Annotated in this window: 20 protein-coding genes, 1 tRNA gene and 2 pseudogenes; 13 read left to right on the top strand and 10 right to left on the bottom strand. The window is 60.9% G+C overall.

Going from position 1 to position 25,220, the window contains the following annotated elements; translation table 11 throughout:
- Positions 1-2,605: 2,605 nt before the first annotated feature.
- Positions 2,606-3,253 carry a tetratricopeptide repeat protein gene (locus AB7M16_RS23640; protein WP_124163225.1) on the top strand — a complete coding sequence of 216 codons (648 nt, stop codon included), beginning with the start codon at positions 2,606-2,608 and terminating at the stop codon, positions 3,251-3,253.
- Positions 3,254-3,444: 191 nt separating this feature from the next.
- Here AB7M16_RS23640 and AB7M16_RS23635 read toward each other — a convergent pair.
- The 3 genes and pseudogenes from AB7M16_RS23635 to AB7M16_RS23625 all read right to left on the bottom strand — a co-directional run bounded on the left by AB7M16_RS23635 (position 3,445) and on the right by AB7M16_RS23625 (position 6,265).
- Positions 3,445-4,885 (bottom strand): annotated as a pseudogene (locus AB7M16_RS23635) (IS1182 family transposase).
- Positions 4,886-5,110: 225 nt separating this feature from the next.
- The gene (locus tag AB7M16_RS23630) at positions 5,111-5,800 is read right to left on the bottom strand and encodes a GDSL-type esterase/lipase family protein (RefSeq protein WP_124163226.1); all 690 of its coding nucleotides are present in this window, start codon (positions 5,798-5,800) and stop codon (positions 5,111-5,113) included.
- 18 nt (positions 5,801-5,818) lie between these two features.
- Positions 5,819-6,265, bottom strand: a complete 447-nt coding sequence (locus tag AB7M16_RS23625) for a hypothetical protein (RefSeq protein ID WP_199752273.1) — start codon at positions 6,263-6,265, stop codon at positions 5,819-5,821.
- 956 nt (positions 6,266-7,221) lie between these two features.
- Here AB7M16_RS23625 and AB7M16_RS23620 point away from each other — a divergent pair.
- The 3 genes from AB7M16_RS23620 (at position 7,222) to AB7M16_RS23610 (ending at position 8,786) form a co-directional block, all read left to right on the top strand.
- The gene (locus AB7M16_RS23620) at positions 7,222-7,776 is read left to right on the top strand and encodes an SDR family oxidoreductase (protein ID WP_124163227.1); all 555 of its coding nucleotides are present in this window, start codon (positions 7,222-7,224) and stop codon (positions 7,774-7,776) included.
- 115 nt (positions 7,777-7,891) lie between these two features.
- Positions 7,892-8,173 carry a response regulator gene (locus AB7M16_RS23615; protein WP_124163228.1) on the top strand — a complete coding sequence of 94 codons (282 nt, stop codon included), beginning with the start codon at positions 7,892-7,894 and terminating at the stop codon, positions 8,171-8,173.
- Between the two features lie 10 nt (positions 8,174-8,183).
- The gene (locus tag AB7M16_RS23610) at positions 8,184-8,786 is read left to right on the top strand and encodes a LuxR C-terminal-related transcriptional regulator (protein ID WP_124163229.1); all 603 of its coding nucleotides are present in this window, start codon (positions 8,184-8,186) and stop codon (positions 8,784-8,786) included.
- Between the two features lie 10 nt (positions 8,787-8,796).
- On the opposite strand, the gene AB7M16_RS23605 is transcribed toward AB7M16_RS23610, so the two are convergent.
- A complete protein-coding gene (locus AB7M16_RS23605; RefSeq protein WP_124163230.1) occupies positions 8,797-9,030 on the bottom strand; it encodes a helix-turn-helix domain-containing protein in 234 nt (77 codons plus the stop codon).
- Between the two features lie 92 nt (positions 9,031-9,122).
- Here AB7M16_RS23605 and AB7M16_RS23600 point away from each other — a divergent pair, with 92 nt between their 5' ends.
- The 4 genes from AB7M16_RS23600 to AB7M16_RS23585 all read left to right on the top strand — a co-directional run bounded on the left by AB7M16_RS23600 (position 9,123) and on the right by AB7M16_RS23585 (position 13,496).
- Positions 9,123-9,983 carry a hypothetical protein gene (locus AB7M16_RS23600; RefSeq protein ID WP_124163231.1) on the top strand — a complete coding sequence of 287 codons (861 nt, stop codon included), beginning with the start codon at positions 9,123-9,125 and terminating at the stop codon, positions 9,981-9,983.
- A 23-nt stretch (positions 9,984-10,006) separates the two neighbouring features.
- Positions 10,007-10,507 carry a hypothetical protein gene (locus AB7M16_RS23595; RefSeq protein ID WP_148090218.1) on the top strand — a complete coding sequence of 167 codons (501 nt, stop codon included), beginning with the start codon at positions 10,007-10,009 and terminating at the stop codon, positions 10,505-10,507.
- Positions 10,504-12,081 carry an AAA family ATPase gene (locus AB7M16_RS23590; RefSeq protein ID WP_245333864.1) on the top strand — a complete coding sequence of 526 codons (1,578 nt, stop codon included), beginning with the start codon at positions 10,504-10,506 and terminating at the stop codon, positions 12,079-12,081. Before AB7M16_RS23595 ends, AB7M16_RS23590 begins: the two co-directional genes overlap by 4 nt.
- A 140-nt stretch (positions 12,082-12,221) precedes the next feature.
- Positions 12,222-13,496 (top strand): DUF2130 domain-containing protein, encoded by a 1,275-nt coding sequence (locus tag AB7M16_RS23585; RefSeq protein ID WP_453947253.1) that lies wholly within the window; start codon positions 12,222-12,224, stop codon positions 13,494-13,496.
- 120 nt (positions 13,497-13,616) lie between these two features.
- Here the strand turns inward: AB7M16_RS23585 and AB7M16_RS23580 are convergent.
- From AB7M16_RS23580 to cpdR, 4 genes and pseudogenes are all read right to left on the bottom strand, one after another.
- Positions 13,617-14,366 (bottom strand): annotated as a pseudogene (locus AB7M16_RS23580) (ABC-three component system protein); the annotation flags it as partial.
- Positions 14,367-15,263: 897 nt separating this feature from the next.
- Positions 15,264-15,830 (bottom strand): hypothetical protein, encoded by a 567-nt coding sequence (locus tag AB7M16_RS23575; protein ID WP_453945370.1) that lies wholly within the window; start codon positions 15,828-15,830, stop codon positions 15,264-15,266.
- Between the two features lie 428 nt (positions 15,831-16,258).
- Positions 16,259-16,333 (bottom strand) — tRNA-Val (locus tag AB7M16_RS23570).
- A 72-nt stretch (positions 16,334-16,405) separates the two neighbouring features.
- Positions 16,406-16,765: a cell cycle two-component system response regulator CpdR gene (cpdR, locus tag AB7M16_RS23565; RefSeq protein WP_007597092.1), complete on the bottom strand. Its 360-nt coding sequence runs from the start codon at positions 16,763-16,765 to the stop codon at positions 16,406-16,408.
- Positions 16,766-17,098: 333 nt separating this feature from the next.
- On the opposite strand from cpdR, the gene AB7M16_RS23560 reads away from it, so the two are divergent.
- The 3 genes from AB7M16_RS23560 (at position 17,099) to AB7M16_RS23550 (ending at position 20,297) form a co-directional block, all read left to right on the top strand.
- Entirely contained in the window at positions 17,099-17,989 is an 891-nt protein-coding gene (locus AB7M16_RS23560) for an N-formylglutamate amidohydrolase (RefSeq protein ID WP_172784984.1), read from the top strand.
- 526 nt (positions 17,990-18,515) lie between these two features.
- Positions 18,516-19,298, top strand: a complete 783-nt coding sequence (gene hisN / locus AB7M16_RS23555; RefSeq protein ID WP_172784985.1) for a histidinol-phosphatase — start codon at positions 18,516-18,518, stop codon at positions 19,296-19,298.
- Between the two features lie 21 nt (positions 19,299-19,319).
- Complete coding sequence (locus tag AB7M16_RS23550; protein WP_453945369.1) at positions 19,320-20,297, top strand: Bug family tripartite tricarboxylate transporter substrate binding protein; 978 nt, start codon at positions 19,320-19,322, stop codon at positions 20,295-20,297.
- A gap of 178 nt (positions 20,298-20,475) precedes the next feature.
- Here AB7M16_RS23550 and AB7M16_RS23545 read toward each other — a convergent pair whose 3' ends face one another.
- The gene (locus AB7M16_RS23545; RefSeq protein ID WP_212254094.1) at positions 20,476-21,366 is read right to left on the bottom strand and encodes a LysR substrate-binding domain-containing protein; all 891 of its coding nucleotides are present in this window, start codon (positions 21,364-21,366) and stop codon (positions 20,476-20,478) included.
- A gap of 149 nt (positions 21,367-21,515) precedes the next feature.
- Between AB7M16_RS23545 and AB7M16_RS23540 the strand changes: the two genes are divergently transcribed.
- Positions 21,516-22,268, top strand: a complete 753-nt coding sequence (locus AB7M16_RS23540; RefSeq protein ID WP_212254093.1) for a sulfite exporter TauE/SafE family protein — start codon at positions 21,516-21,518, stop codon at positions 22,266-22,268.
- Positions 22,269-22,420: 152 nt separating this feature from the next.
- On the opposite strand, the gene AB7M16_RS23535 is transcribed toward AB7M16_RS23540, so the two are convergent.
- Positions 22,421-23,053: a LysE family translocator gene (locus tag AB7M16_RS23535; protein WP_453945368.1), complete on the bottom strand. Its 633-nt coding sequence runs from the start codon at positions 23,051-23,053 to the stop codon at positions 22,421-22,423.
- A gap of 234 nt (positions 23,054-23,287) precedes the next feature.
- Between AB7M16_RS23535 and AB7M16_RS23530 the strand changes: the two genes are divergently transcribed.
- Positions 23,288-25,084, top strand: coding sequence for an adenylate/guanylate cyclase domain-containing protein (locus tag AB7M16_RS23530; RefSeq protein WP_453945367.1), 1,797 nt, complete (start codon positions 23,288-23,290; stop codon positions 25,082-25,084).
- Positions 25,085-25,220 lie beyond the last annotated feature (136 nt).

Here is a 25,220-nt window from a genome sequence, read left to right as displayed (position 1 = left end):
CCGCGGCACTCTTCACAACGGCATCTCTTCGCAGATTGTGTCCAGCGGCGGTCAAATGCGACCCTATGACCAGACCGAGCCGCCTTAGCGTCAGGAGGGCAAGAGGGTCGCACAGTTCAATGGAAAGTCCGGCTCCCAATATCGCAATGGTGCGCTGCTCATCGCTATCGAGATCAGCCCATGAGATGTCCATCACGCGCCTCCGCGTCCAATAATATTCAAAAACCAAACGAGCGCCCAATTTGCCGCAGCATAGCTATAGCCGCGTCGGTGTACCGACCGTTGGTTAGGTATCGATCCAGCTGCGCTGTGCTAATCAACGCCACAACTGCCACCGTGAAGCCCTTAAACATTGGGCCTCTCCTTCAAGAAACCGCCAACCGGGCGTGTCGAAGTATTAAACCGTTCTCGGAATGCACTGCCGCATATCGCGGCCTAATACAGCAAAGGTGACAGTGACTAGTAACCAGTTCCTTAACGGCGCAATGTCTGGATGCGAGCGCCATGGGATGAGCGGAGACGCTGCAACGGCCGTCGCCCGATTGACGCGCCGTGATGGTAGCTCCGAAGGAAGATCGAGCATTAGCGCCAGCGTCATGCCTTCCTGACTAAGTTCGCTTTCAAGACATTTAGGCCAACCTTGCTCAGGCGCATACGGACTGTGGTGAGTGAAGCCGTCGTAACGGTTGTCTGCGGTTCGTCCTCCATCAGGAGATTCGCGAGCAGCTTCCAGAGTGTGCGCGGCGAGACACCATCGCGCTCGCACTTCCAGACGCTCCCATTTGGACCGTAAAGCGCGAAACGCTTTCTGGTCGTTGATCGCAATCATCGCGCGACGTATCGCAGGCGAGACGATGAGTTCTATGTGCCCTGGCTGTCCCATTGGAGCGAAAGCGCTAGCGGCTCCAACTGTCGTCGATCTCGATCAGCATTGTAACAACCGCGTCGCGATGCCGACCGGCATCAGGTAGCCGTCCAGGGCTTGAAAATACGAAGGCGAAAAAGCAGATCACAATACCTTTCAGCATGCGAACAAGGATGACAGCAGATTGTAAACAATGATTTAGGATTGGGAAAAAATGGTAACAACTCTGCGGCCCAGTGAAGTTCGCTCCTCTCTCGGGGATCAGATCGCTCTCTCGGGCCGCGTCGGAAGCGGCTTTCAGTCGCTATGGACGTAGTCACCCATCCAGCTGAGGACCACGGCTGCGCAGACTAAACAGTTGAAACGATTTTGTCCTGTTCACAGACGATTGGGCTTGAACTGCGCTGTACGCTTCTCCGCATTTCGAGCATGCAAGTATAACTTGCGTCGGTGCAGTCTCGATCATGTCGGCCTCCTATGCTCGAGAAATGGGCCGGTTCCTAGAGCCGATCAATTCCGGGGCGAGGACGTGGTCTTTCCTATCGAGTGCCGTTCTTATCCTTTCCCTCAACAGAAGCATCTCCGCATATTCCTTCTCAATCGCGGGGCTGACGCGAAGAGCTTCAATATGTTGGTCGTGCAGCTTGATCAACGCAGCAATGTACTCACATTGAGTTGGGCACATGGATCAAAAACCCCCTAAAAACGGAAATTCAGATGCAACTGGTGGCTCTGGGCGGGAATGCGGTAGCTGCTTCCATTTGTTCGTAAATGCGGCGGGTCGGCAAGTGTTTCAGCTGCTTTTTTTAGCGCTGCGTAGTGCTCAGCCCGCTCAAGGAATTCGGCAACTTTCGCTGACGGTACTGCGAAACCTAGCTGCTCTTGTTTGCCCGGGTGTGGATAAAACCCGGCGGCTCGCGTAGCATTCGCAAGGGTTCAACGTCTCACCGGGATCAGACAAATGAGCCGTTTCCTGCTGTGCTGTGTAGCCGCTACCTGCTTCGCCGGAGCTCTGGTCTTCCATTCCTCCGAAGCGAATGCTGTCTTTTGGCGCGGATCACCGCGCCAACAAACATCGATATTCACGGGTGGCCGATCATCAAAGAGCCCCGCCGAGCCATGTCAGTGGATACGGGTGAGCGGTGGCTACTGGGTCAGACAGTGCGTTTACTAGGCGAGCAATTGGCCCATCGCTCAATTCAAGCTTAAGGCCGAGGCCGACCACACACCGCTGCGTCGTCGCCCGCCTCGGCGCAGTGGAGGCTGCGGCCACTGCCGCCACTGGGGCCGGGCGTTGCGGCGAAGTTGGCGTCGAACAATCACCACCTGCTGCGGCGCCCAGCGGCGCTGGCTCCTCGACCCCGGCGGGAGGCAGACGGTCTCTTGTTCGATCAGTGAGGAGACACGATTGCGGCCACACTGAACGCCACCACGCAGACGGCGGCAAGTGACCAGAGCGCTATTGCGAGTTCTCAGGCATTGAGATTTCAACACCGCGACCTCGAAGGTACATCATTTTTGGGGTTAGATCCTACGAAATCCTCCGCCCCAATGCGCTAAATGCTCAGCTGACAGAATTCGAGGCCCAGCGGTCAGAACGATCTGTGCATCGCGGTTCAATGGATCTGTGCTTCCAAGGTAAAGCTTCGTGGAACAAGGGGTGGACGCCTGAACATATGGAACAAGCGCGGGCTTTTTTTTGAACGGGCGCTATTCCTCGATCCTGGAAATATCGAAGCGATGGTGGGCATTGCGTTTGTCGATCTTGTGGTTGGAAGTAGCTTCTTTACCGACGAACGAACCGCGCATCTTGTGGCGGCCGAGGCCGCGCTGGGAAGGGTGCTGTCCCTCGCGCCTAATCATGCGTTTGCCCATTTAGCTTTGGGCGGCGTGCTCATGTGTAGTTGCCGAGCCGCTCAGGGCCTTGCTGAGTGCGAACGAGCATTGGCGCTGGATCGAAACATAGCTGAGGCGCACGCGCTGATCGGCTGGGCCAAGTATTTTATGGGGCGCGGAGCAGAGACCGAGACTCATATCAGTGAAGCATTTCGTCTCTCTCCTCGCGATATCCTGAGCTTCCAATGGTCAATGATGGTAGGCTTCGCCAAGTTGCAGGTTAGCGCGGACGACGAAGCACTCAGCTGGTTCCGTCGCAGCATCGAGACCAACCGTAATCATCCCACCTCGCATTTTGGGCTGGCTGCTGCGCTCGCGCTTCTCGGTAAGCAGGAGGAGGCGTGGGCTGCCGTGCAAGCGGGGCTTGCGCTAAATCCGACGTTTGCTATCAAACGCTTCAAAAGCTTTTCAGTAAGCGACAATCCGGCGTTTCTCGCAGGTGCCAAGCGCGCCGTAAAAGGGTTTCACTTGGCCGGAGTGCCGAAGGAGTGATGTCGGCTCTGGGTCTTGGCCGTGTGATAACGCGGCGGATGGGGTATCGGCGAGCCGCTCCAGGCTGGATGCGCTGCAAGGTGACGGTTTCGAGCATATTTTTCCGATTTCGGGTCTGGGAGGCAAGCTGGTTCATCATCAGGTAAACCTGACCGGCTCTCAGGCTGTGCAGAGCCTGCAGTGGGGCCGTCTCAGGCCGCGATCGCCGCCAGCAGCGGCTTGACGCCGACGATATTCAGCACGCGCGTCATGTTGTAGCCGAGCACGCAGAGCGCCATCTCGGTCGCAACCTTGGGCAGCGTCTTGCACAAGAAGTGCGTCGCGCCCATGCGCATCTTCAGTGTGCCAAACGGATGCTCGACCGTCTCGCGCCGCGTGCGCATCGCCTCGGGGTTCTTGTCGAGCCGCTCCTGCACAGCCTCGACCACCTGCTCGTGCTCCCAGCGGGTGATCCGCCGCTCCGAGCCTTTCGTGCATTTCGCCTTGAGCGGACATGCTCGGCACGCATTTGTCCAATACCGGCGCATGTTCTGGCCGTTTTCCACGGTCGTCATTCGATAGGTGAGTTGCTCCCCGGCCGGGCAGCGATAAACATCCTCCTCAGCCAGATAAACAAAATCCTGCTTGCCGAAACGGCCTTCCGCTTTGGCACCAGATGTCATCGGCTTCGGCAACGTCACGGTGACGCCGGCGTCCTCGCACGCCTTGATCTCCTCGCCGTTGAAGTAACCGCGATCGGCGACGGCCTCAAGTTTCTCGACCTTCAACGCTTCTTTGGCCGCCTGCGCCGTATTCGCAAGTTGCGAGCGATCCGAGCCCACATTCGTAACCTCGTGCGCGACGATCAGATGGTTCTCAGTGTCGACCGCCGTCTGCACATTGTAGCCGACGACGCCGGAGCCGCGCCCCGCTGGTCGCCATCGAGCGGCTGTCGGGATCGGTGAACGAAACCTGCTTATCGGGCGCGGCCAGAACCTGCTTCTCGATAGCCGCCAGCTTCGCCATTTCGGATTTCAACTTCTCGAGTTTCTCTTTGTAACGCATCTTCTTCAGCGTGACGACTTCCGACGGATCCTGCCGGTCTGCGGAGTCGAGTCGTGCCAGATAGCGTGCCACGCTCTCCTCCAACTGCTTCCGCCGGCGCTCGACTTTCGCCTGCGTGAAGTTCTTGTCGCGGTTATTCACTGCCTTGAACTTGCTGCCATCGATCGCGACGCTGGCCTTCGCGAGCAATCCCATCTCGCGGCACACCTCGACGAAGCGCGCGCAGACTTTTTTGATCGCCGGCCCATTGTCCTTGCGGAAATCGGCGATCGTCTTGAAGTCCGGCGCCAGCCGGCCCAAGAGCCACATGACCTCCACGTTGCGGCCCGCCTCGCGCTCGAGCCGCCGGCTCGAATGCACGCGGTTGAGATAGCCGTAGATGTAGAGCTTCAGATGGATCGAGGGGTGATAAGCCGGACGACCGGTGTCGGCCGGATTGACGCTGGTGAAGCCAAGAGCGCGCAGATCCAGCATCTCGACGAACGCATCGATCACGCGAACAGGATGGCTGTCGTCGACCCAGTCGTCGAGGCATTCCGGCAACAGCGTCGCTTGCCCCCGGTCCATCCCCGCAACAAAGCCCGGCATCATGTCCCCCACCGATTCAGCAGGAGAACTATAGCAGGCCGAGACTTTTCACACAGCCAGGGTCACAAGCGGCGGTTTCGACCACTCAGCTCGTCAGGTCCGGCTTTCCTTCGAAAGGGGCCTTTGCGGCCGTTCATAGGCAATTCGGCTGAGGGCCATTGTCGGAATTGCCCGCGCTAACGACGTAGCAGCCTTCTTCATGCCAATCGTGAGTCTCAACGGTCCCTAGCGGCGCGCGCTCGCGATCAGGGCCTCGACTTGTGGTAGGATGCGCGTTACGACCGCCTCGATTCCGGCCGGGGTCGGGTGTAGACCATCGAGCGCTTTGAGTTGGGCATCATCGACAAACGCATCATCGAAAGCTGGGTAGAACAGCACGTTGTGCTCGCTGGCAAGACCAGAAAACATCGCCGCAAAAGCATTCTTGTATTCTTCTCCAAATTTTGATTGCGTCCGCACGCCGCAAAGAAGCACGGCAATCCGCCGCGCTTCGAGTTTACGTAAAATTTCCGCCAGCGCGGCACGAGTAGCATTTGGATCGATTCCCCAGACCATGTCATTCGCACCGAGCACCACAATGACCGCATCGGGTTGGTCGGTGATCACTCGGTCCAATCTGGCGAGACCTTTTGCGGCTGTGTCACCAGCCCAGCCGGCATTGGTTACGGCGACTGATTGACCTCTGGCTTTCAGTGCAAATTCAAGTTTGTCCGGGAAACGATGGGCAACGGGTACACCTTTATTTTCGATGAGAGAATCCCCGAGCACCGTGATCTTGATCACCCTTTCTTCGGCGCGAACGCTGTGGATCGTGGCCCACGTCAGTACAGTACAAACCGTGGCGACAATGACTATCGCGCGAAGAGCGAGCGTGGCGATAAATGGCGTAATGAACCTTCCAAGTCTTGATTTCATCGTGCTGCCTCGTTGCGATCAACGTGATCGTTTCGCGTGCCTGAGCTGGCAGCGCTCAGTGAGAGACCGGCACAAAGGGACTGTCGGTTCTGTTGTGTATCGTGGCGCCCGCCGATGGCAGTTCGCGCGGCTCATTCGCTCGGACGGCTTGCGCTGCGCGAGATTAACGTAGGAATCGGGCCAGTCGACCTCTCTCCTGGATGCCGGAAGATATTGCTTCCGGTCCGCGTACTCGTAGTACAGCGTCCCGTGGATACCTTGCGCATCGCGCTTCAAGATAGGGCGCTCCCATACGGGCGACAATATTCGCAAAGCCTGCTCTTCCCCTACGCGTTCGGTAAAGTCCTCGATCAACTCTAAGTCTTGGCCCGCCCCAGGAAAGATGGCAGCAAACTCATCATCAGTCGCTTGAAACAAGCTGAACGTCGCGTTGACGGCGGGATCGATGATCTGAATGTTCTTCAAGCTCTGCTCCCCGGAATCCACGATGATAGGGTTCTCTAGTACCGATATCCAAAAGTCCGCAACGGGTCAAAATGCGAAGACCTCTAGTCCTTGACGGAATCCGGTCTGGTAGTACACGTCCGTCCCGCGAGCGCCGCTCCAGACGTAGCCGACCCGCGGCACCGCTGGTTGCTGCGCGTGGGCTGCGAGGGGCAAGGCGACTACCGCAGCGCTGAGAAGAGCGACAAAATCGCGGCGTTTCATTAAGTCACCTCGCGGCGCCCTATCGCTACAATATGCGCCCGCAACTCGGAATTTTGAATGGGTGAGCCGGTGAAATAACCGTCAGCCCGAGATGAGTCCAAAGGCGTATCCGGGGGCATATTTCGTTGATCGTGGGCCCCCTCGGTAGAGGCTGCGCAGCCCCTGATGTCCGGGTTGGGTCAAAATGCGAAGAACTGCGGTTGAGCAAATCTGGTCCGCTGTGGCGTGATGAGGGGACCTCCGTCAGATGCGGTGCAACTTCGCAGATGGGCCATAAGGCGACGTTCACTAGCTTTTGCTCCTCTCAGGGAGCTCCCGCTCTTGGTGTTCGGCCCGCGCGCGATACTCTTCGGCGATCTCAAGCAGCGCTGCCTTAGCTCGCGCCTCTTCCGTCATTGCCGCTTGACGACGTGCAGGTGTGCGGCTTCTACCTCAACCGGCGTAGTGGCCGAACCGAATGCGTTCTCGTTCGTGGGGTACATCCAGCTACTCTGCTCGCTCATTATCCCGGCGTGCGTTGGGCCAACGAGAGCAAAGCGAAGTCACGTCTTCGCGCGCATGTAACTTCGCGAACCCGACTTCCGAATTGGCAAGCTGTGAGGTCGCGTTTCAAGCGAGCTGCCCCCAAGCGGCACAGCACATTCAGCGATCGAGTTCCACGGCGATAAGAAACTAATCATCGCCACTGCCCGGCTAGAGCAAGGAGACCTAGCGTGACTCAAGGATCAAAGACCGTGATTGTCACCGGCGGCTTGCAGGGGATCGGCTTAAGTGCGGTACGGACATTCATTGAACGAGGTTACAACGTCGTCGCGACCTCGCGCAGAGTGACGCGATCCCTCCTCTCCGAGCTTGGCCCTGGTGGATGGGGACGTCGGCATGCCTCGACAGCCACCAGGGTTGCCGAGACAGCTGTTGGCAAGTTCAGCTCGATAGATGCGTTGGTGAACAATGCTGAGATCTTCGTGGTCAACCCGTTCACCGACTACCCGGGTGATGATTTGAAGCAGCTGCTCTCCACCAATCTCAACGGCTTCATCTACATGACCCAAGTCGCGATCAGACAGATACAGATCATGGCACAAACGTCAGGCGGCAGCATTGTCAGCATCACTGCAGCCCTCGCGGGCAAACCCGATTGGGACTTTCTTCGCAGACCGTCCCCGATGGGAAGCATTTCGAGCATTCAGGAGATTGTGATCGAGGCTCGCCGCATCACGCGAGAGATCCTGCGCGTCGACGGCGGCGCACATGTCGGCAAATGGTAATCGAAACGATCTCGCGCAGCCGCTCCGTAGCTCGATACCCGACCTTATCGTGATGAAAGTACACCGAGATGCGGAACGATGCCGTCCTCCATCAAGAGTGCCGACGATATAGCCGATGATCATTGACCGACCGCTAGTAGCAGTTATCGACAGCGACAGCTCCTCGCGAGCGAAGGCGCTGGATTGCCTCGTCGCGGCTGGCCTGACGGTCGAGGTATTCAATTCAGCCGAGGATTTCTTGATGAGAAGCGAGACCAATCCACTTCACTGCATCATATTGGATGTGCGGTTGCCTGGCATCGGCGGTCTCGATCTTCAATCCCACCAGACAAGGATTGGACGCAAGACACCATTGTTGTTTCTGACGGCTCAGGACGAGGCAAGGACCTGCGTCTAGGCGATGAAGAATGGCGCCATCGACTATCTCATCAAGCCGTTCCAGATTGAACAGCTTGTCGACGCGGTCAGACGCGGCATCGAACGCGATCTCACGCGGCACCGGCAAGAGCAGATCCAGGACGAACTGCGTGCGAGGCTTTGCGTCGCTATCGCCCCGCGAAAGAGAGACCATGGCGCTGCTCTCGGCAGGACTTGGACCCAAGCACATAGCTGGCCGGCTAGGGATCTGTACGCATACTGCCCGTGTTCACAGTGGCCGGATCATGACCAAAATGGGGGCACAGTCCATCGCGGATCTGGTTCGCATTGCGGACAAAATCGGACAGGCGCAGAACGGAAGAGCGATCCGCCCCGACGACATCTTGGCAACCAGCCACGACCACGCTGCCCAACGCGTTTCGGATGAGGGCTTACTGCCCGCCTACTGCAATCTGCATCGTGCAGCGCCGGATGGCTCATTGCAGCCACAGGCATATTCGTCGAGCACGAATTCGGTCGTGTCGACACACGCGGATCGAAGTCAAGGTAAAGCTCGCGAAACTGTCGAAACCCGCTTCCGTTGGCGCGATGGCCGCCTCGCGCCAAAAGCGGCCGCGAAGTCTCGGCGATGATAGTCTTACGTTAGCGCGCGCTTCGGGTTCGCAAACCGACCGGCTTGCTTCCGTCGAAAATGAACTCGAGGCCCCTCGCTTCGAAAGCCCGTCGGATTCTTTCCAGGGTTCGTTCCGTGGCTCCGCGAAAGCCTGTCTCGATCCGGTGAATAGTCTTCACCTCTACGCCGGCAGCGTCCGCAAGCTCCTGCTGCGAAATCCCTAACCAGCTACGCGCTGCGCGAATCTGTTCTACGGAAATCATGTCGGAAAGATTCTATTAAGGTTAATTTGTCAGATCAACTGACATTTGGTCCCGGCCATGAGAAAAGTTCTCCCGATACAGAGGAGAACAACGTGCCTATCGATCCACTCACCGAATTGCTGAAAACCAATGAGGACGCCGTCCGCGCGGCCAAGCAGGTCGTCGCAACGGCCCTTGAAGCCAACTTCTCGATCGACCCGATTATCGGCGACGAACTCTCCCAATCGTTCGCCGTCATTTCTTCTTGCGTGCGCCGCCACGGTCTTCTGATCCAGACGACGCTCGCAGACACGCTCGCCACCAGCGGTCGTTTCGAAGTTCTGAGCGAAATCCATGTGCCGATCACCGTGGCGGCCAACGATCTTCTGACCTCCCAGAACTCCAACGCAGCCCTGGCGAAGATCCAACTGAAGTCGGACTCGCCTGTCATCAGGATGGCGAAGCTCGACCTGATTGTCATCGATTCCGAACGCGGCTGGGCCGGCGCTTACGACGTGAAAAGGGGCAATGGCGAAACGGCTTGGAACAAGCGCAAACCGATCGAGAGGGATCTGCGCGCGACCCGCCTCGTGCTGGCCTCGCATCTCAAGAAGCTCGGACATGACGTCGATCGAGTGACGACCGCGGTCATCGACTACTACGGCGGTTCGGGGTTCTCGCGTGACATCAAGCTCGTGCGCGATGAATTGAACGCGCACTTCGGCGTCGCGGTGGTCGAGCGCATCGAGACCATGACCGCCGCGCTGCGGCAGGAGATGCACACGCGCCTCGGCGCAATCCTCGAGCCCGCCATTAGCAAGCTGAACGCAGCGCGGAAGCCCAAGGTAGTTAAGCCGGCACCCGAACCTGAGACTCCCATCGAACAGCACGATTGGCTGACCAGCGTTCTTCAGGCGCGCCCGCTCGGGCCCGGACAGTGGATAGCGCCCGCGGTGTCATCCAACGCGCGGTGAGGGCAATAGGAGAAGCTGCACACATGCGGCAAGTCCGCGAACTAAACTCCACCATCGCCGGCCGCAGCAATCCCTGGCCATACGCCTCGGATGACTCAAACCCGCTTGCGTGGTGGCGCATGCTGCCGCCCGACGCGTTCAGCGCGGCCGAACGCCTTGATCTCGGCGCCACTCTCGAAAGCCTAGCCGTCCTCCGCGTCACCGACAACGTCCCGGCCGCCCTCAAGGGCGATCCGGCTGCCGCCGTCGCCGCGGCACTGTCGCTGACGCCGCTAGGAGACGTCGATCTTCAAGTCGATATCGTCATGTCGGCTCTTCTGCATTGCGCGCTCAAGGATGACGCCACGGCGGCCCTCGTCTTGTCGCACATCCTTAGCAATGCCGAATTCGATCACCCCCTGAAGATCGAGCTCTCGACCCTTTGGCTCACCCACCATCTCGGTCGTACGAGGGATCCGCGCTGGTTTGCTCAGACAGAAGTGGCCGTCAAGCAAGCTCTCTCCGATGAGGAGGGCGACGCTTGAGTACCGATGGCGGTGATGACGGCGCCGATCACCAGGATCTGCCAACCGCGGAGGACGCGGTCACGACCGGCGCCGCCGCCGATTCGGCCGATTGGGACGAGCGGCTCAAAGGCCTGCCGCGGCTTCTGCGCTATGCCCTGCTCGCCGTCAATGGCGCCGAACACATTGAGGAACGGCTTATCGCGGAAGTCAACGAGCTTTGCCCGGGACTGCCACACAATGTCGCTTGGGCCACCAGCAGGTCGTTGGAGGCCGCAATGGCACTGGCGACTGAACTCGATCGCCGCGCTGCAGCCCATAGTGAGCCAGCTCTCAGGAGCCTTGCTGATAGCGTCCGGCTCGTGAGCTTGCCAACGCCGCGTGATGACGAACACTTCCAGCAGCACCGCAGGGTCGCCAAGGCGCTGGTCAAGGCCTTTCAGGTGAATTCGCTGCACGTCGAACAGAAGGTTCGCTGCGATCTCGAACGGTTTACCTATGGCTGGGCTGCGCTGCCGGCCTGCACGCATTTTCTGCCGAAGAAGTTCTCTGCTGCGATTAACGCCTCCCTGGTCGGGCACCGCTTGGCCGAGCACCGCATCACCGCGGCCAAGGCCACGTTACGGCTCCAACTCAAGGAGGAGGAGGACAGCCGGAAAAAGCGGGAAGCCGAGGACCGGACCGAAACCGTCAAGCAAGAAGCCGTCCCGGACCCTGAACTCATTCCCGACCGTCATCTCGTCGTTGCGCGTCTGTCCGAGGCCGAGTTGAAGAACATCAAACTCAAGGAAATCCTTGGCCCGCTGAAGAACGTCATTAACACTGCTTTGCCGCTCGTTGAGGTGCCGCCGCTCCACGAGGCGCGCAGCGTTCTGCAGTTCGAGTTCCCGTACGCCATCGACGTCATCGATTTCGCGCTGGCGGATCTTGTTGGGCGCACCACGGTCCGTTTGCGCCCGCTTCTGATTGTTGGCGAGCCCGGCGGCGGTAAGAGCCGATTTGCCCGCCGGCTCGGTGAGGTGCTGGGTCTCCACGTTTGGCGGACCGAAGCCAGTCGTTCCGACGGCGCGGTGTTCGGGGGGACCGACCGGCGCTGGTACTCTAGCGAGCCTTGCCATCCTTTTCTCGCCATCGCGCAAGGCAAAACGGCAAATGTGCTGGTCCTCCTCGATGAATTGGAGAAAGCGGCGACGAGGTCCGACTACGGCCGGCTATGGGACTGCCTGCTCGGCTTTCTCGAACCGGAAACGAGCGTCCGCTACCCCGACCCCGCGCTCCAGACCAATCTTGATCTGTCGCAGGTGTCGTACATCGCCACCGCCAACCGCCTCGAGCCGTTGCCAAGTCCAATCAGAGACCGTTTCCGCATCGTGACCTTTCCCAAGCCGACCGCGAATGACTTGGACGCGCTGCTGCCGGCCGTGATCGTTGACCTCGCCAAGGAGCGCGGCCTCGACCAGAGCTGGATGACACCGCTCGACGGCGTTGAGCGCGAAGCTGTCGCGAAGCACTGGGCCGGCGGCTCGGTGCGGCGCCTGCGCCGCATCGTCGAGGCCATCCTGCGCGAACGCGACGTCCGAGCATTGAGGAACTGATCATGGTGGAACAGAACAACGGAAAGACACGGCCGCCGCTGCCGCGGCCGCCGCAATTGCGCGGGATAACCCGCGCGCAGGGCTTAAACGGCGCACCCTCGCCCGGTACTATCGCGGACAATCATCCGAGGACCAATACCGTGACCGATCCCCAGATCGTCTGCCCGAGCTGCCGCACTGAAATCAAGCTGACAGAATCGCTCGCGGCGCCCCTGATTGCGGAGACGCGCCGCAAGTTCGACCAGCAGCTTGCCGCCAAGGAAGCGGACTTTGGCCGGCGCGAAGCGCTGCTCAAGCAGGCCAGCGAAGAAATCGCGAAAGCTCGCGAGGCCGTCGACGAACAGGTCGCCGCAAAGCTGAAGGCGGAGCGGTCCAATATCGTCGAAATGGAAGCAAAGCGAGCACGGCTGGCGATCGCCGATGAACTCGGCGAACGCGACCGGCAATTGGCGGATTTGCAGCAAATACTCGCAGCGAACAACGAGAAGTTGGCCGCAGCCCAGAAGATCCAGGCGGACATGCTCCGCAAGGAGCGCGAGCTCGACGATGCCAGGCGCGAAGTCGAGCTCACGATCGAGACGAAGGTCCAGCAGGCACTCGCCGCTGTGCGCGACAAGGCCAAGCTGGAGGCCGAGGACGGCTTCAAGGCGAAAGTCGCGGAGAAGGAAGCCCAGATCGCCGGCATGAACCGGCAGATCGAAGAACTCCGCCGCCGTGCTGAACAGGGCTCACAGCAGTTGCAAGGCGAAGCCCTGGAGCTCGAACTGGAATCCCTGCTCCGCAATCAGTTTCCGCGCGATCTCATCGAGCCGGTGCCGAAGGGCGATTTTGGTGGCGACGTCCTCCATCGCGTGTTCGGTCCCGGTGGGCAGACTTGCGGCACGATCCTGTGGGAATCCAAGCGAACCAAACGTTGGAGCGACGACTGGCTGACCAAGCTCAGAAGCGACCAGCGCGCTGCTAAAGCGGAGGTCGCCCTTATTGTCTCCAGCGCGTTGCCGAACGATATCGAAACCTTCGGTCTGCTCGACAATGTCTGGGTCGCAGAGCCCCGGTTCGCCGTTCCGCTGGCGATCGTACTCCGGCACGGGCTGATCGACCTCGCCGGCAGCCGTCAGTCCCAGGAAGGCCAGCAGACCAAGATGGAGATGATGTACGGCTATCTGACCGGTCCGCGCTTCCGTCACCGGATCGATGCGATCGTCGAGAAGTTCACCGACATGCAGGCCGACCTCGACCGCGAGCGCAAGACGATGATGCGGCTCTGGGCCAAGCGCGAGGAACAGCTCCGTGGGGTGCTCGACTCCACGGCCGGTCTCTATGGCGACCTCCAGGGAATCGCCGGCCGCGCGATGCAGGAGATCGAGAGTCTTGATATGCTGATGATTGAGGTGAAGGGCGAGGCGGCGGAGTAGATTGGCCCCCTCAGAGGTTAGAATTCTGCCATCTTGAAGAGGCGACCGTCGGCTCCGTCGTCGTGAAGGCGAAGTATAATTTCGTCCGGCGCAAACGTGGGGGGGTGACTTCTCTTCGATACGCGGCAGGTCTGAAGCAATTAGCGTCATTATGTATTGCATCTTCTTGGTACTCGTCTGTTCACGCACAACCTCTAACAGCGCCAGCTTCTTTCGGTCGTCCAGAGCTTCGAAGATTCCGTCGTGGTAGACAAAATGGAAGAAGCCTACGTCCTCATACACCTTCAGCAGAGCTAGATCGAACAGGGCACAGACCAGCTTTTTGTAACTCGTCCCTTCTCCCTGGCTAGAGGTCTTGCCGGTTTGCGTGGTTGATGGAAGTTTCTTCGAGCCGATGTCGCAGTTGGCGTACATATAGTGGAGCATGACGCTTATCATACGCCTCCTGCCCTTCAGTGCAGCGCGCCTCTTTTGGATCTCCTCGATCAAAAAGGCAAAAACATTATCGAACGTTGCAAACTCGGCACGGGCGGCCAGTATCTTTTGCTTTAGTTCGTCGGCGCTGTCGTGATAAAGGGCGGCAACCTGAGTATTGCGGGGATTCTTCAGGAAATGGTCGATCCGCGCAAAGTGAGGGAAAGAGTTGCTGACGATGATCTGGTTGTAGTACTCGTCTGACAATCCATTGATTTTGTTCTTCTCCTCTCGCAGCTTGAGCTTTTCAAAGTCTCTGGCGCTGTTGACCGCGCTCAGCGCTGACCCATCTGCGTAGTCGTGGACCGCGCCAATCACTTCGATGAGATCGTCCGGTTCGAAGCGGAACGGGATGGGATCTTTCCGGTTCGGAAGCCATTCCCGGATATGCTGCATATCATCCAGTGCGGCGTTGAGACGCTCAACCCCGATGATGTGAGCACGCTTGACGCCGAGTGCCATCAGGCTGGCGATTAACTTCTCGTCGGCACCTCCAGTATAGCGGCGGTTGGTGAACACTAGGTAGTGGTCACATAGGCCCTTCTTTGCGAGCCGCTTAATTTTTGCGTGCTCCTTTTTCAGGAGGCGCTCAAAATCCTTATCCGAGCATGATTTGTCGAATACGGCTACGTGCTTGGCCTGGAGGACAACCTGACCCTCAAGGGGCATGTTGGCGCTGGGAAAGCATTCGGCCTTGCCGTTGAACTTGCCATCACGACCGCCGTCGCGACCGGGCGCGAATGGCGTGACACCTTCACCCAGCCAGTTGATGCAAATCTTGACGACGAGCTCTTCAAACTCACCCTCGCTTAGTTCGTAGAGGCGATAATCGCGACGCATCCAGTGACCTTGTTCCAAATGGGCTTACGTGACGGCAATCTGACGCGGTTCTGGGCTCCAGTACGGCCCGCCGGGCAACAGAGGGGAATCACAGCAATAGCGTAATGGTTGTAATCTTGGCTCAATATCGCTTCGGCAATCAATTGGAAAATAGTGGGTGCGCTTTTGTCATGTTGGAGATCCCACCGACGTCTACTCCGCCGGACGTCGAGGTTACGAGAGTAGTGAGGGAAAGAACTTGCGCCGTTGTTGTGTCCCTATGCTTCCGACCCTAATAGAATAACGCGCTGCCGCATCTCTGGCCGCATCGCCCCTATCAATTTCCCGACGTCATCGTGCCATATCGAGGCGAAGACGAGGACCAGGTCATAAAGGGCTGTACCGGCGAGGATGTTGCGCAAGAACTCCCTTCGTTTCCTCGCGAACGAGGCAGTCGTCCCGCCGAGCGGTCGATCATTCATAGCGACGATGCGTCGGTCCTGCGAAAGAAGAATAACCACAACAGGATTCGCCTGGGAATCGAAGTACGGCCAATGCTCCAGACCCTGAAACGTAGCAAACACTGCATCGGATTGTTTGAGAACGCCTCGCGCCCTTAAGTGCCGCCAACGCCCGATTCTCCAGCGGCTCTTCTGGGTTTGCAATGCGCTGGCGCTTACGAGCAGCCCTGGTGCTCTTCTTGAGAAGCTCCCTGAGTTCAACGATGGTGAGCCTGCCCTCGGCAACGTCCTTGAGCAATTGCTGTCGTTTCTCGGGTTGGCGGGCTGCAATGCGAGCGACGCGCTCGACGGCAGCCACGGGCATCCGAACGCCAGACGGCAGTTTGGTGATGCCCTCGGCATCCAGATACTGGGCAGCCCAGATAAAACGCCGAAGTGTGTTATCGCTCAGCTTCACCCGCTTCGACAGCTTGGCGATGTAGTCGCGCCGATCGCCTCGGCCGAGCGCCTCGTAGGGGCGGACATGCGGCCGAATGTAAGCGAGCCACTCGCTGGCTATTCTTCCGGGAGATGGTGACATACGCGGAGGCGCCGAATCGAGATGCGTGAGGGCCCATTAGTATAAGCCAGCGCACTGGCTTAACAAAAGAAATGTGCTGTTGACGACAGAGGCGCTTCGCGTGACACTGTTGTCGCGCTCTCTCTCCAGTCGATACGATCTAGCGCGCTCGATGCGAGATAGAGAAGTGATGGCTCAGGCCGAAGGAATGACGGAGAAGATGACAGAGAAAGAGCACGCGGTCTTCTGCGTTACCTTCGGAGTAACGTGGGGGAAGCGAGGCTATGCTTCGGCATCCGTCTCCAGGGGCCTGGAAACCGAGCACCCGCATTGGGGCAGCCAGCCTCATCTGGACGGGGCGGCCCGCGCGGAAATGGGCCTTCGTCGAAATTTCGTGGAAACCACCCCTTCAGGCCTCGGGCGCGGGGCGCCTAAGTCATTGAAGAGGATGGTGGGCACGACAGGGATCGAACCTGTGACCCCTACCATGTCAAGGTAGTGCTCTCCCGCTGAGCTACGTGCCCTAGAGGTCATTTCATCGGTGGGGTCCCTATAACGGCTCAGGGGACCCGGCGCAAGGACGGAACGGGGCCGATTTAGGCCGCCAGCATCTTGTTCACTTCGCTGACCAATTCGCGCAGATGCACGGGCTTGGACAGCACCTTGGCGTTCTTGGGGGCGTCCGAATCCGAGTTCAGGGCGACCGCGGCAAAGCCGGTGATGAACATGATCTTGATGTCGGGATCGAGTTCCGAGGCCCGGCGGGCCAGCTCGATGCCGTCCATTTCCGGCATCACGATGTCGGTCAGCAGCATCTCGAACGGCTCTTCCCGCAGCCGCTGATAGGCGGCCATGCCGTTGTCGTGGGACGAGACCTGAAAACCGGCGTTTTCCAGCGCCTTGACCAGGAAACGGCGCATGTCGTTGTCGTCTTCGGCGAGCAGGATCTTTGGCATGGCAGGAAACGTCGAATCCCCAGAGGATATCAGCAGAGGTCAATAAGCCCGACAGAGGGTAAATTTGGGGTGAAAATCTTAACCCTGCGGCGGCCCCGCTTCGGGCTCTTTGTGGACCGTAACGAACTCCGAATCAATCGAGCCGGATCTGCGGGTCCACATCCCGATGCCCGCACGGTTAAGACCTGTTCCAATCGGCCAATACATCTTTTCGCTTGGCAGAATGGTTGCGATTCCGGACAATGACGACACATAAGAGCCGCGTGATCGGCCGAATCATTGAATCCGGAGCTTGTCCGGATCGTGCGGCACGAAGGGACGAAGCCTGAGAAGATGACCCGGTTTGACGGCGACATGTCGCCAGCCTTCGAGATCTTCGAGCCCGCCGAATGGCGTGCGCCTGTCATCTTCAACTCGCCGCATTCCGGCTCGACCTATCCTGAGGAATTCCTGGCGGCCTCGCGGATCGACCTGCCGACGCTGCGGCGGTCGGAAGATTCGTTCATGGACGAACTGATCGGCCATCTGAGCGCGCGCGGCTTTCCGACGGTGCGGGTCAACTTTCCCCGCTCCTATGTCGACGTCAACCGCGAGCCCTATGAGCTCGACCCGCGCATGTTCACGGGCCGTCTGCCGAGCTTTGCCAACACCCGCTCGATGCGGGTCGCCGGCGGCCTCGGCACCATTCCGCGCGTGGTTGGCGACGGCCAGGAAATCTATCGCGACCGCATCCTGGTCGACGATGCGCTGGGGCGGATCGAGACGCTGTACAAGCCCTACCATCGCGCGCTGCGCCGGCTGATCAACAAGGTGCATCAGATGTTCGGCACGGTGGTGCTGGTGGACTGCCACTCGATGCCCTCGGTCGGCGTCAGCAGGGACGAGCCGCGCCGGCCCGACGTCGTGATCGGCGATCGCTACGGCACCAGCTGTACGCCGCTCTTGCCCGATCGCGTCGAGGAGACCATGAGCGGGCTCGGCTATTCGATCGGCCGCAACAAGCCCTATGCCGGCGGCTTCATCACCGAGCATTACGGCAATCCCGCAAGCGGCCTGCACGCCGTGCAGCTCGAGCTCAACCGCGCGATCTACATGGATGAGCGGCGGCGCGAGCGCAGTGCTCGCTTTGCGCAAGTGGCCTCCGACTTCGGCGTTCTCGCCGACGTGCTGGCGACCACGATTCCGTTCGCCGACCTTGGCCCGTTCCAGGCCGCGGCGGAATAGGACTCAGCTTCTCTCTCCAACGACGAGGCCTTGCGCGCGAGTGCGCTTTCACTTCGCAAGCTTGCGCGCCCCAAAATGAAAACGGCGGCGGCAAGAAAAAAGGGCCGCTCGCGAATGACGCAAGCGGCCCAAGTCTAGGGAGGAAACGCCCAAGGAGGGCAGCGGTAACGCAGAGCGCTACCGCACCGCAACAATATGCGGCCGCGCCGCACAAAGTGCAAGGGCTTTTGCGCCGTTTCCCATGCAAATCGCACATGGCTCAGTTGCTTCCATGGAAACCCAGATTCAGTTTCTTTGATAAGGAAATTCAATGGGTTGATAGTCGTTTGCATACGAACAAGGCAACCTCGGAACTAAGTTTTCAACTCCGTGATCGATATTTGGCCAGCAGATGACTGGAATGGGGCAGCGCGCTTCGGCATCCAAAATACCAGGGCGCAACATCAAGACAGCGCTGCACGCGGCAGGCGAATTGAGTTAGGCAGGAGGCAAGCTTCATCCAACCTTCGCTTCGAGGATTTCGCCTGTGACGGTGATCGACTTCTCCGCCTTCATCGGTCGGCTTGCCACCGCCTCCGGCGAAACCATCCTGCCGTTCTTCCGCACCTCGCTGTCGATCGACGACAAGAGCAAGACCAAGGATTTCGATCCCGTGACGGAGGCCGACCGCGCCGCCGAGGCGGTGATGCGGCGGCTGATCAAGGCCAACTTCCCCCAGCACGGCATCGTCGGCGAGGAATTCGGCAGCGAGCGCGAGGACGCCGACTACGTCTGGGTGCTCGATCCCATCGACGGCACCAAATCCTTCATCGGCGGCTTTCCGATCTGGGGCACGCTGATCGCGCTGTTGCACAAGGGCACGCCGGTTTTCGGCATGATGCACCAGCCCTTCATCGGCGAGCGCTTTTCCGGCGACAACGGTTCGGCCAATTATAAGGGGCCGTCGGGCGAGCGCCGGCTCCAGGTCCGCCGCTGCGCTTCGCTGTCGGAGGCCACGACCTACACCACCAGCCCGCTGCTGATGAACGAGAGCGACCGCGCCATCTTCGGCCGCATCGAGAGGAGCGCGCGGCTGTCGCGTTATGGCGGCGACTGCTACTCCTATTGCATGCTTGCCGCCGGCCACGTCGACCTCGTGGTCGAGACCGAGCTGAAGCCCTACGACATCGCGGCGCTGATCCCGATCGTAACCGGCGCCGGGGGCGTCGTCACCACCTGGGAAGGCAAGCCGGCCCAGGGCGGCGGCCGCATCATCGCGGCCGGCGACGCGCGGGTTCACGAGGAAGCGTTGAAGCTGTTGAACCAGTAGCAAGCGAAGCGGAGGGCTTGCATGATTCTCTCAAGCAGGCTGCTCGTTACATTGTTCTTGGGATTGTTCCTGCTGCTGCCAGCGCTGGCATCGGCGCAGAACTTTCCGACCAAGCCGATCAAGCTGATCGTGCCGTTTTCCGCCGGCGGGCCCAACGACATCATCGCCCGGGTCGTCGGCCAGCGCATGTCGGAACTGTGCGGTCAGCCGGTGCTGATCGACAATCGCGGCGGACAGGGCGGCGTGCTCGGCACCGACGCCGTAGCGAAGAGCCCGCCCGACGGCTACACCATCGCGATCACTTCGGCTGGCGCCCTCGCGATCAGCGCGAGCATGGAGAAGGTCGCCTACGACACCCTCACCGACCTCACCCCGGTGACGCTGGTCGCGATCGTGCCGGAAATGCTCGTCGTCGCCGCCAACGTCCCCGCAAAGGACGCCGGCGAGTTGATCGCGCTGGCCAGGGCGCAGCCGGGCAAGCTCAACTTCGCCTCAACCGGCGCCGGCAGCCTGCCGCATCTCGCCGGTGAATTGTTCAAGCTGACGGCCAGGATCGACATCGTCCACGTGCCCTATCGCGGCGCCGCGCCTGCGGTGAACGACCTCCTGGGGCAGCAGGTGCAGATGGCGTTCCTCGATCTCCCGGCGCTGCTGCCGCAGGTCAAGACGGGCGCCCTGCGCCCCATTGCCGTCGGCTCGGCCGAACGTGCGCCGACCGCGCCTGACGTCCCGACTACCGCGGAAGCGGGCTTTCCCGATCTGCGCATCGAGAACTGGTACGGCATGGTCGCGCCCAAGGGCACGCCGAAGGAGATCATCGCCGCGCTGCATGGCCTCGTCACGAAGGCAATGGCGGATCCCGCGGTGAAGGAAAAGCTGAGCCAGCAAGGCGCGACGCTGATCGGCGATGAGCCGGAGCATTTTCGTCAATTCATCGCCGACGAAACCAAGAAGTGGGCGAAGGTGATCAAGGACGCCGGCGTGGAGACGGCGAAGTAGGCTTGCTGACCCTCCCCTGGAGGGGGAGGGTCGATCGCGCGAAGCGCGAGCGGGGTGGGGTGATCTCTCCACGCGGGCACTGTTGGATGTGGAGAGACCGTCACCCCACCCCGTCTCACATTTCGCTCCGCTCAATGTGAGCCGACCCTCCCCCTCCAGGGGAGGGTAAGAGCGCCCCTCACACCGCCTCGGCCCTGAGATGCTCCACCAGCATCTTGGCCGGCCGCGGCAGCGTCTTGAAGCTGCGCGCGCAGATCACGAGGCGGCGGTTGGCCCAGGCATCGCGCAGGCGGACCATGGCAAGCGGCATGGTCTTGGCGCAGCGGCGGGCGGCGGCTTCGGGCACGAGTGCGACGCCGACATCGGCGGCGACCATCTGGCAGATCGCATCGAAATCGCGCAGGCGGGCGCGGACATGCTGGCGGATGCCGAGCCGCGCCGCGTGCCTGGAAATATGCATCTGGAGCGCGGTGGCGCTGGTCAGGCCGACAAAGTCGCAAGCCCCCGCCTCCTGAAAGTCGATCTGGCGGCGGCCGGCGAACGGACCGCGTTTCGAGGTCACCAGCGTCAGGCGATCCTTGCTGAAGGGGAAGCGCTCGATATGCTCGGGCAGCGCGTGCTCGGCGGCGAAGCCGAGGTCGGCAGCGCCTGCGGCGATCGCCGCCGCGATATCGGTGCTCTCGCGTTCCTCGATGTCGACGGCGACGTCGCGATGCTCGCGCAGGAAGCCGGCGAGCGCCTTCGGCAGATGCTCCGACAGGCCCGACGTGTTGGCGAGGAAATGCACGCTGGCGCGCACGCCGCTGGCAAAGCCGGCGAGATCGCCGCGCATGGCGTCGATCTGATGGATCACGAGCCTGGCATGATCGAGCAGGCTCTCGCCGGCCGCGGTCAACTCGATGCCGCGGCGCCCGCGCTTGAGCAGTACGACGCCGAGCGCATCCTCCAGGCCCTTGATGCGCGCGCTGGCCGAGGCCAGCGCCAGATGCGAGCGCTCCGCACCGCGCGTGATGCTGCGCTGGTCGGCGACCGCGATGAAGAGCTGGAGATCGACGAGGTCGAAGCGCATGAAATGTCTCTTCTTTGTTGTTGGAGTATGATCTTGTCCGAAAACCGCTTCGCACTTTTCCGGATCATGCTCCAGCCTTCGCTGACGACGAAGGCTGTCTCCGTAACCTCCAGATTGTGCGCCCGCGCGGCTTCGGTCAATGTATTGAGATGATCGACCCGCTGCTCATTCTCATCGCCGTCGTCTTCCTGCTCGCCGGATTCGTCAAAGGCGTGGTCGGGCTCGGCCTGCCGACGGTGTCCATGGGCCTGCTCGCCGTGAGCATGGCGCCGGGCCGCGCCATTGCCATCGTCATCGTTCCCGCCATCGTCACCAACATCTGGCAGACCTTCGTCGGTCCGTATTTGCGCGACATCCTGCGGCGGCTGTGGCCGCTGATGATCGGCACCGTGATCGGCTGCTGGCTCAATGCCGGCGCGCTGACCGGACCTCACGCGCGCTACGGCACGATCGTGCTCGGCGCCCTGCTGGTCGTCTACGCCGTGATCGGGCTGAACAAGTTCCACTTCCGCGTCGCGCCCGAGAACGAGAAATGGGTCGGCGGCGTGGTCGGCGTCATCACCGGCGTGATCTCGGCCTCGACCGGCGTGCAAGTGATCCCGTCGATGCCGTTCATGCAGGCGATCGGCATGGAGAAGGACGAGCTGGTGCAGGCGCTCGGCGTATTCTTCACTACCGCCACGCTGGCGCTCGCCTTCAACCTGACCGCGGTCGGATTGCTGACGCCGGCCAATGCCGTGCCGGGCGCGATCGGCCTCGCCATGGCCTTTGCCGGCATGTTTATCGGCCAATCGGTGCGGGCGCGGATGCCGGCCGAAGCGTTTCGCCGCTGGTTCCTGATCGCGATGATCCTGCTCGGCCTGTATCTCGCCGGCAGTGCGCTGGTGAAGGAGTTTGCCTGAGAGAAGATCGTAGTAGGGTGGGTTAGCGCAGCGTAACCCACCACTGTTCGTATCCGCAGAGACAGAAGAGGTGGGTTACGCCTAGCGACTGCGCTTCGCGCAGCCGCAAGGCTAACCCACCCTACGCAGCCCGCATCATTCGTTCGAGCGAGTTACCGGCTCTCCAGCATGGCGACACGGATGCCGAGATAGATGAAGAGGCCGCCGAGCGCGCGGTTGACCCAGGCAATCGCCGCCTCGGACTGACGCAGCCGGTGCGCGGCCCTGGCGGCGAACGCGGCGAGCACCAGGCACCACAGCGTCCCCGTAAAGATGAAGATCAGGCCGAGCGTCAGGAAGGCGAGCGGCTTGTGCGGCGCATCGGCTGCGACGAATTGCGGCAGGAAGGCCAGGAAGAACAGCGCGACCTTGGGATTGAGCGCATTGGTGAAGACGCCCTGGAGGAAGACCCGCGAGAGCGAGCTGCGCACCGGCTCATCGATGCTTGAAGCCAGCACAGGGCGCGACCACAGCATCTGGACGCCGGTCACGACCAGATAGGCCGCGCCGACCAGCTTCAGGATCGAGAAGGCGGTGGACGAGGCCATCAGCAGGGCCGAAAGCCCGATCGCCGCGCCCGCGACATGGACGAAGCAGCCGCAACCGATGCCCAGGGCGGCAGCGGCGCCGCCGCGCCAGCCCATCTGCATGCTGCGGCCGATCACATAGACCGAATCCGGCCCCGGCGTGATGTTGAGCAGCACGCCCGAGAGGATGAAAAGCCCGATTTCGTGAATACCCAGCATGAAGGTGCCCCGCTGCCGTCCTGGCGGTCCCAGTTCCGCTTAGTCGGTTCGCCCGTCCCCGTCCACCGCCGGGATTGCGTAGGATTTACCTCGAATTTGCAATGCGGATCATGCTTCCGCTCCGGCGCATCTGCTCTATAAAGGCGGGGTTCTTGAAATGCGGGATTCGCGGCAACCGCCACGCTGTGGCCGGTCCCGGATTCCTCACCCAAGTCCCCTTGGAGCTTTGCGGATATGGAAAGACGTCTGGCCGCCATCGTCTGCGCCGATGTCGCCGGCTATTCGCGCATGATGGGCAGCGACGAGGCCGGCACCCATGCCGCCTTCAAGGCCCATCGCGCCGCGATTCACCCCATCATCCTCAATCACGGCGGCCGCGTCGTGAAGAACACCGGCGACGGCTTCCTGCTGGAATTCCCCTCGATCGTCGGCGCCACCGAGGCAGCGATCGCAATGCAGACGCTGATGGCCGAGCGCAACCACCATCTGCCGGCCGATCGCGCCATGCAGTTCCGGCTCGGCATCCACATGGGCGACGTGATCGCCGACGAGGACGAGGTGTTCGGCGACGACGTCAACATCGCCGTCCGCCTGGAATCGGTGGCGAGCCCCGGCGGATTCGCGATCTCGGCCAAGGCCTATCGGGAGGCCAGCAAGCATCTCACCGTGCCGCTGACCGATGCCGGCAACCATCGCTTCAAGAACATCAAGGATGCGATCGAGGTCTTTACCTGGACACCCGAAGGCGCGCCGGCGCTTGCTCCCGAGCTCCGGGAGGCCTCGGTTCTCTCGCAGCAGTACCGTACCGCGATCGTCGGCGTGCTGCCCTTTGCCAATCTCAGCGACGCCCAGGACGAATATTTCTCCGATGGCCTCACCGAGGACCTGATCCATGCGCTGTCGCTGCAATCCTTCTATCGGGTGCTGAGCCGCAACTCGACATTCGCCTTCAAGGGCAAGAACGTCGGCACGCGGCTGATCGCGCGCGAGATCGATGCGACTTACCTGATCCAGGGCTCGGTTCGGCGCGCCGGCGCCAAGATCCGCGTCACCGCCGAACTGATCGCGCCGGAGACCGGCGAGCAGCTCTGGACCGGCCGCTACGATCGCGACATCGGCGACCTGTTCGCGATGCAGGACGAGATCACGACCAACCTGTCCGCCGCCATCGCCACCGAGATCGTCCGTGCCGAGGCTTCGGCGCCGGCGCGGCTCTCGACCGACGTCTCCGCCTGGGACCGCTTCCTCAAGGGGCTGTCACATTACTACCGGCAGACCAAGGAGGATCTGGCGGCCGCCGTCGAGCTGTTCCGCGAGGCCATCGGGCTCGATCCCAAACTGTCGATCGCGCACGCCTATCTCGCCACGATCCAGATCCAGAGCATCCAGTTCGGCTGGGTCAAGGGCACGCGCGAGATGTGGGCCGAGGCGATGAACCTCGCCGAAACCAGCGTGCGGCTCGACCCGCGCTCCTCCTTCGCGTTCTCGATCCTGTCCTGGGCGCATGCGATGGAGGGGCATCACGAGGCGGCGATGGACGCCGCCAAGCGCGCCGTCGCGCTCAATCCCTACGACAATGGCGCACGCGGCGTGCTCGGCATCTGCCATTTCATGATCGGCGAGCATCGCGAGGCGATCGAGCTGTTCTCGATGGCCGCGCAACGCGACAACAGCGACCCGCGCTACCAATGGGCGGCGCTGAACGCGTTCAGCCATTATCTGTTGCGCCAATATGACGCGACACTGTCATGGGCGCGCGAGCAGCTCTACATCAACCCGAATCACATGCAGGCGCTGGCGATCCGGGCCGCGGCGTTGGCGCAGCTGGGGCGAAACGACGAGGCCAGCGAAGCCGCCCGCGTGCTGATGGCAAATTATCCAACGCTGAACGTCGACAGGCACTTGCGCAACTTCCACTGGAAGCGGCCCGAGGACCTCGGCCATTATCGCGAGGGGCTGCTGAAGGCCGGCGTGCCGCTCGGCAAGCTGACGCTGGTTCAGAGCGACGTGAAGCGGGCCGCCGAATCCTGAGCGAAAGCCCGCTCTTGTTGACAGGACAGTGAAATCCGCCACACTTCGTCACACGCTGAAGTAGTATATCGTGCTGTCGGTTTGTTAGGACTTTCCGCGCTCTAACGGCGCGCCTGCTTTCCACGATTCGCTGTTT

The sequence above is a fragment of the Bradyrhizobium sp. USDA 372 genome, assembly GCF_053629095.1.
The sequence above is the reverse complement of the archived record's forward strand: the minus strand, read 5'-3'. Positions and strand labels throughout refer to the sequence as shown.

Excerpts from the sequence above, each read along its gene's own strand:
- AB7M16_RS23640 (WP_124163225.1), top strand. The coding sequence starts at position 2,606 with ATGGTGGGCATTGCGTTTGTCGATCTTGTGGTTGGAAGTAGCTTCTTT.
- AB7M16_RS23630 (WP_124163226.1), bottom strand. The coding sequence starts at position 5,800 with ATGAAATCAAGACTTGGAAGGTTCATTACGCCATTTATCGCCACGCTC.
- AB7M16_RS23615 (WP_124163228.1), top strand. The coding sequence starts at position 7,892 with ATGATCATTGACCGACCGCTAGTAGCAGTTATCGACAGCGACAGCTCC.
- AB7M16_RS23610 (WP_124163229.1), top strand. The coding sequence starts at position 8,184 with ATGGCGCCATCGACTATCTCATCAAGCCGTTCCAGATTGAACAGCTTG.
- AB7M16_RS23605 (WP_124163230.1), bottom strand. The coding sequence starts at position 9,030 with ATGATTTCCGTAGAACAGATTCGCGCAGCGCGTAGCTGGTTAGGGATT.
- AB7M16_RS23595 (WP_148090218.1), top strand. The coding sequence starts at position 10,007 with ATGCGGCAAGTCCGCGAACTAAACTCCACCATCGCCGGCCGCAGCAAT.
- AB7M16_RS23575 (WP_453945370.1), bottom strand. The coding sequence starts at position 15,830 with ATGTCACCATCTCCCGGAAGAATAGCCAGCGAGTGGCTCGCTTACATT.
- cpdR (WP_007597092.1), bottom strand. The coding sequence starts at position 16,765 with ATGCCAAAGATCCTGCTCGCCGAAGACGACAACGACATGCGCCGTTTC.
- AB7M16_RS23560 (WP_172784984.1), top strand. The coding sequence starts at position 17,099 with ATGACCCGGTTTGACGGCGACATGTCGCCAGCCTTCGAGATCTTCGAG.
- AB7M16_RS23550 (WP_453945369.1), top strand. The coding sequence starts at position 19,320 with ATGATTCTCTCAAGCAGGCTGCTCGTTACATTGTTCTTGGGATTGTTC.
- AB7M16_RS23545 (WP_212254094.1), bottom strand. The coding sequence starts at position 21,366 with ATGCGCTTCGACCTCGTCGATCTCCAGCTCTTCATCGCGGTCGCCGAC.
- AB7M16_RS23540 (WP_212254093.1), top strand. The coding sequence starts at position 21,516 with ATGATCGACCCGCTGCTCATTCTCATCGCCGTCGTCTTCCTGCTCGCC.
- AB7M16_RS23535 (WP_453945368.1), bottom strand. The coding sequence starts at position 23,053 with ATGCTGGGTATTCACGAAATCGGGCTTTTCATCCTCTCGGGCGTGCTG.
- AB7M16_RS23530 (WP_453945367.1), top strand. The coding sequence starts at position 23,288 with ATGGAAAGACGTCTGGCCGCCATCGTCTGCGCCGATGTCGCCGGCTAT.